The sequence below is a fragment of the Thiohalomonas denitrificans genome, assembly GCF_016841685.1.
GTDB lineage: Bacteria > Pseudomonadota > Gammaproteobacteria > Thiohalomonadales > Thiohalomonadaceae > Thiohalomonas > Thiohalomonas denitrificans_A.
The window spans coordinates 3,344-8,768 of the sequence record NZ_JAENYR010000030.1 but is presented as its reverse complement, the minus strand read 5'-3'; the positions used below and the strand labels follow the sequence as shown (position 1 = coordinate 8,768).

The 5,425-nt window shown below is 59.6% G+C and carries 3 protein-coding genes; all 3 read right to left on the bottom strand.

Annotated features, from left to right (window positions below; all coding sequences use genetic code 11):
• Nucleotides 1–194 precede the first annotated feature (194 nt).
• The 3 genes from Q7L05_RS08410 to Q7L05_RS08400 all read right to left on the bottom strand — a co-directional run bounded on the left by Q7L05_RS08410 (nt 195) and on the right by Q7L05_RS08400 (nt 4,896).
• Nucleotides 195–1,589, bottom strand: a complete 1,395-nt coding sequence (locus Q7L05_RS08410) for a SpoVR family protein (RefSeq protein WP_303904766.1) — start codon at nt 1,587–1,589, stop codon at nt 195–197.
• A 169-nt stretch (nt 1,590–1,758) separates the two neighbouring features.
• Nucleotides 1,759–2,940: a DUF444 family protein gene (locus tag Q7L05_RS08405; protein ID WP_303904763.1), complete on the bottom strand. Its 1,182-nt coding sequence runs from the start codon at nt 2,938–2,940 to the stop codon at nt 1,759–1,761.
• Nucleotides 2,941–2,949: 9 nt separating this feature from the next.
• Nucleotides 2,950–4,896 carry a serine protein kinase gene (locus tag Q7L05_RS08400; RefSeq protein ID WP_303904762.1) on the bottom strand — a complete coding sequence of 649 codons (1,947 nt, stop codon included), beginning with the start codon at nt 4,894–4,896 and terminating at the stop codon, nt 2,950–2,952.
• Nucleotides 4,897–5,425: the final 529 nt, after the last annotated feature.

Genomic DNA, 5,425 nt, shown 5'->3' with positions numbered 1-5,425 from the left:
GTTACCGGATCCCCCATGCCATTATGAGGCCCGTTGATAAATGCGCCGCAACTCCGATCGTTCGGAAAAACGGTGCATTTGGAGAATCTCGCCGCGCCGGTGGCCTATCCGTGCCTGGCGCCGCCGCTCATCGGTGGTGGGTGCATTTGGAAGAATGCACCCTACGAGGGTGGGTGCGGGGCAGGCGCCGCCGCCTACCGGGACGCCGATACTTCGCGAGGCCCGAAGCCTTCACGGATGATCTCCTTTTCGCCGTTGGCGTCGATGGTTTCCACCTGGACCGGGCGTCGCCAGACCCGGTGGATGTACTCCAGGACCTTTCGGGCGCTGCTCAGGTCGAGTCCACGCCCGTCGATTTCGCTGAAATGACGCAATTCCAGCGTCCCGTCGTTACGCAGATCGGTGACGGCTACCCGCGGTGCGCCGAAATTGAATTTGTGCAACAACACCGCCTCGCGGATGGCATCAATATCAAATTCATCAACAATGATCCGGCCGTCACGTCGGGCGGAGAAATCGAACAGGTCCAAATCCCTGGCCATCTGCTCCGTCAAATGATTACGGATGAAACTGAAATCATCATCCTGCTCCATGATGGAACGCGCCGCCTCCAGCCCCTGATTTTTCACAATCTCCTCCCATAGGGAGAAGCCCAGGTGATAGGGGTTGATGGAGAGCGCAACCTGCTGCTCACCGGCATAGGGACGAACCACATCCGAGTGAGTCTTGGCGGATTGGACATAAAGATCCGGGGGCAAAAAATCGGCTTCACGCAGCAGCCGTGCATGCCAGTAGGAGGCCCAGCCCTCGTTCATGATCTGACAGGCAAAAACCGGGTAGAAGTAGAAGGACTCCTCCCGCACCATGAGGAAGATGTCGCGCTCCCAATCCTCCAGTTCCGGGGCGTACTGGGCGATGAACCACAGCAGATCGTGTTCCGGATGCGGCGGAATCGCTGCCCGACGGCGCGACGGTCGCGGTTCGGAGGCCGGCACCTCCTCCAGGAGTTTTCCGTACCGAGCCTGGAACTCATCCTCGACCTCCCCGGAAGGTACCTCCTCCCACTCGGGATAGCGGGGTCGCCGCAGCCCCTTGTGAATATCGATGTGCTGCTCCAGCCCCAACGCCGCATCAAGAACGGCTTCGACACGCTCCTGCCCATGTTCAGTGATCGCGTTCGAGATTTGCCCCGCATGGGCGGCGGCCTGCTCGACGATGTGATAACCAATCTCTTCCTGGCCGCGCCTGAACAACAAATTATTCTTCGAAAAATCCGCATGGCCCAACACATGGGCGACCACCAGGGTGTTTTCCTCGACCGTATTGGTGTCGGCCAGATAGGCACGACCCGGATTGCCGGGATAGACCACCTCGAAGATTTTGGAGGCGCCCATCCGGTGTTGCACCAGTTGATAAATGTAACGCACGCCGAACGACCAGTGTGGCATTCGCACCGGGAGGCCGTAGACCGCCACCTCCATCATGAAGGCGGGAGGCACAAGTTGAAAATCCACCGGGTAATAATCGAGCCCCAGTTCCTTGCCAAGCGCCTCCAGCCGCTCGGTGTACTCCTTCAGCTTTTCATTCATATCGGCCCAATCGATTGGCTGAGACTTAAAGAATCAAACCGCAAAGACGCCAAGAGCGCAAAGACTTCAATGGCCTATTTCCACTCGATGCAGTTCGCCGGCAAGAGCGGGACCATTGCTGCACATGCAGTCAGGTCTTTCTTTGTGTCCTTTGCGGTGAGAAATTCAATTAAACCTGCACCTCCTCCTGCTCGGCGGCCTGCCGGCGGAAGAAGTGACGAATGGCGGCCCACACATGTCCCTCTTCGGCGAGCGGATAGGTGGCTACCGGAAAGCCCTTGAGCGCTGCCCGCTGGAATAGCCTGGAGGTCTCCGTCTGATAATCGGACTGGACGGTGCGGCCCGTCTCCAGATAACCGATGAAACTACTCATCGGGCAGAGCTTCTCGAGTGCGGCACCGGCCGGCTGACGATCGTCGGCGAAGTTTTCGCCGTCCGACGCATAAAACAGGTAGACGTTGTAGCGCCCCGGGTCGTAACGCTCGTTGATCACCTCCAGCACCTTATTGAAGGCGGTGGAGGCCACGGTCCCGCCCTGGGCACGGGCCTGGAAGAATTCCTGCTCCGGGAATTCCCAGGCACGAACAGTGTGGGCCACGAACACGGTTTCGATACGCTCATACTCCCTGCGGAGTCCCTGCAGGGCCCAGAAGAAAAAGGTCTTGGCCAGCCGGCGTTCCCGCTCGGTTACCGACGAGGAGACATCAAGCGCAAAGAACACCACGGCATTGGTCGAGGGGCGCGGCCGACGCACCAGCTGCCTGTAGCGCAGGTCTTCGTTGGTAAAGATCGGCCCTTCGGGCTGGACCGCACGCCGTTTGATAGACTCCTTCATCGACCGCCGCCGGTCGAGGCGCGCGCGGGCCCCTTTTTTGTCCCAACCGGCACGGGTGAAGTCATCTTCATCAATGGTATTGGCACGCGGCTCCAGGTTGGGAAGTTCCAGCTCCTCCCAGAGCCACTCGACCAACTCATCGACCTTGAACTCCAGCACAAACTCCAGTCCGCCCTCACCGGAACCGCTACCGGACTTGCCGCCCTCCTCGCCCTGAGCCTGTCCCTGACGGAGTACATCACCGGGCTGCACCTTGCCTTGTCCAACGCCCTTGCTCTGCTTGCCCTTCGCCAGCTTGAAGCGGTGGTGCTCCAGAAACCGCACCGGCACCTGGACACGCCGTTCGCCGCTGCCGGAAAGCACGTCCGCTTCCGCGGCGATATCCATGACATGGTCACGGACCGCCTCACGTACCTTCTCGTTGTGACGCAGCCAGTCGCGACTACCGCGGGAGAAAAGGCCGTACCAGCGAGTATCCGCACTGGTTGTGGAATGATACTGGTTCCGCTCGCTCATTCGCCTCCCCTATTCCTGCGATAACAGCGTGGTGACGTAATTCAATGCCTCTCTGGCCGAATGCCGGTCGTAGCCGTATTCGTCTACCAGGCGTTGTTCCACGGCCGAGATCTTCTGCTGCGCCTCTTCATCCGGGCGGGCACTCGAAGTCACCAGCCGCAGCACATCGCGACGCTCCTCGAAGAGGTACTGTTTGATGGCCTCGTGGAGCCGGGCATGACTATCCAGCGTGAAGGATTCACCGCGCTTGAAAGCCACCATCGCCTTGCGGACGACCTCCTGCCGGAAACTGCCCTTGCCGGAGTCGGAGATATGGATCTTCTCCTCCACCTGCCGCATGAAGCGCTCATCCGGCTGACGCTGTTCACCGGTGATCGGGTCTTCCACCGCGCGCTGATCCAGCGAGGCCTCGACCTCGTCGAGATACTTGTCGAGCAGCGTCTGCGCCTCTTCCTCGAAGGAGGCGAACATCGCCTTGTGGACATCCTCCTTGACCCAGCGGTTGTAGAAGTCCTTGCGCGCGATGACCAGGAAATCGATCCAGTGCCGCTTGTGTTTCTCCTCCATGCGGGCATCGGATTCGATGGCATCCTTTAGCGCCAGCAGGACTTCCATGGAGGTCAGGCTGCTCACCTCGCTGCGCGTGATGGCGTTAGAGATGGCGTTGATCACGAAGCGGGGCGAGACGCCGGTCAAGCCCTCGGCGGGTGTCTCCTTGCGAATGCGTTCCACCTCGTTCTCGGAAATGCCTTCGACGGATTCACCGGCATAGAGCCGCACCTTGCGTGACAGGTCCATGTTCTCACGCTCGCCGCGCTGAAGCCGGGTGAGAATGGCAAAGACCGCGGTCACCCGCAGGGTATGCGGATCCAGGTGCACATCGCGGAAGGCGGAGGCCGTGGAGATCAGTTTCTGGTAGATGCGTGCCTCTTCCCGGTAGTCGAGGGTATAGGGCACCTGCACGATCACCATACGGTCGAGCAGTGCCTCGTTCTCCTTCTCCTGAACAAACTTGTTGAATTCGGCCAAATTGGTATGGGCGACGATGGTCTCGTCGAGGTAGATGAGCGGAAAACGGGCCACCTTGACGTTCTTCTCCTGGGTCAGCGTCAGCAGCAGATAGAGAAACTCCCGCTTGACCTTGAGAATCTCGATCATCTCCAGCAGGCCGCGACTCGCCGCATACACCGCGCCGGACCAGGACCAAACGCGCGGGTCGCCTTCGTCCCCGTAGTCGGCGACCTTGGAAAGATCGACAGAACCGACCAGGTCGGCAATATCGGCGGTGGTCGGATCATGGGGTGCATACGTACCGACGCCGCTGCGGGACGCTTCGGAGAGGAAGATGCGCTCCACCGGGAAGCGCATGAAGTCCTCTTCGAACTCATCCTCCAGTCGCGTACGGCAGTAGGGACAGAGCTCCCCCTGGATCTCCACCCCGTAGTTTTCGCGGAATTCCCCGCGCAGCGTATAGGGAACCAGATGCAGGGGGGATTCGCGCACCGGACAGCCCTTCAGGCCATAGAGCGCACCATCTTCGGTATGGCTGTACTCCTCGAGGCCCCGCTTGAGCAGAATGACCAGGGTCGATTTACCGCCCGAAGGGGGGCCCAGGAGAAGCAGCAGGCGTCGCCCGACCTCAGAGCCGGCACTCGCGCCCTTGAAGTAGTCCACCACCCGACCCAGTGCCGAGTCGATACCGAACAATTCATTGGAAAAGAGTTGCGTGGGAGACTCATCGGTATCTGTGCTCTCCTCTTTCTCCTTGCGGTACCAGCGCAGCATGTCCCAGATGTACTGGTGAGAGGTTCGCGCCACATCGATCGGTCGTTCGTGGACGACTTGCTCGAGGAACTCCTGAAAGTTTCCCTCCCAGTACCGCGCCTTGTGTTCACGGGTATACGCGGACAGGGAATCGATAAACTCCTGGGATCGATCATTGGGATCATGTGCCATAGCGCTTCTCGTATGGTTGTTCTCCGGGTGGAAAAGCTCGGCCGCGCTCGGCCCCGTACAGCAAGGATAGACAAGGAAAGAACGCTTTTAAGAACAGAGTGCCCCGATTGTGCCAAGTTCCCGATCTTCTCTAACCTGCAACGGAAAACCGGACGCTTATGTCCATATAGGCAGGAGGGAAAAGGTATTTTTCGCAGAATCAGTGGGCAGATGTTTGCTCTCGCTGCCCCGTAGGGCGCATTCTCGATAGACCACCAACCGCACCAAAAGCCGGCACGGTCACGGAATGCCCCATACGTTGCGGGGGCCCGGGAAAAATGCGCCGCAACACCGAACGTTCGGCGAAACGGTGCATTTGGAGAATTTCGCCGCTCCGGAGGCCCATCCGTGCCTCGCGCCGTCGGGCATCGGTGGTGCGTGCATCTGGAAGAATGCACCCTACAAAAAAACGTGGAATCAGAACCGTTCGGAACTCCCGTAGGGCGCATTCTCGATAGACCACCAACCGCACCAAAAGCCGGCACGGTCA

Bases quoted from the DNA above. Each gene is read 5' to 3' on its own strand.
- Q7L05_RS08410 (WP_303904766.1), bottom strand. From the start codon at position 1,589: ATGAATGAAAAGCTGAAGGAGTACACCGAGCGGCTGGAGGCGCTTGGC.
- Q7L05_RS08405 (WP_303904763.1), bottom strand. From the start codon at position 2,940: ATGAGCGAGCGGAACCAGTATCATTCCACAACCAGTGCGGATACTCGC.
- Q7L05_RS08400 (WP_303904762.1), bottom strand. From the start codon at position 4,896: ATGGCACATGATCCCAATGATCGATCCCAGGAGTTTATCGATTCCCTG.